Source organism: Vescimonas sanitatis (assembly GCF_049060325.1).
In the GTDB taxonomy this organism is placed as follows: domain Bacteria; phylum Bacillota; class Clostridia; order Oscillospirales; family Oscillospiraceae; genus Vescimonas; species Vescimonas sanitatis.
On the sequence record NZ_JBMGPW010000058.1, the window covers coordinates 1 to 420 of the forward strand.

At 67.4% G+C, this 420-nt stretch carries 1 protein-coding gene; it reads left to right on the forward strand.

Translation table 11 applies throughout. The features are described from left to right. Positions 1-420: MFS transporter (locus tag ACOMDU_RS13740; protein WP_421130719.1), on the forward strand; the 420-nt coding region annotated here is incomplete at both ends.

Consider the following 420-nt stretch of genomic DNA (forward strand, 5'->3'; position numbering starts at 1 on the left):
CTCTACGTCCGCGTCAAGCTCGAGGAGACCCCGGTCTTCCAGCGCGCCCTCGACCGCGACCAGCGCGTGAAGGCGCCGCTGGGCGAGGTGTTCCGCCGCAACTGGTGGGAGCTGATCCTGGGCACCTTCGTCATGTACGCCACCTACGTGCTCTTCTACCTGATGACCACGTGGATCCTCTCCTACGCGATCGGCAAGCCGGCCAACGGCTTCCTGGGTGTCCCCTACGCCGAGTTCCTCGTGCTGCAGCTGGTCGGCATCCTGTTCTTCGCGGCGTTCGTGCCGGTCTCCGGCCTGCTGGCGGACCGCTTCGGCCGCCGCCCCACCCTGATCGTGATCTCGGTGCTCATGGTGGTGTTCGGCCTCTCGTTCGGCCTGTGGCTCGCGCCGGCGAACATGGGCGTGGGTGCGGAGCTGAAC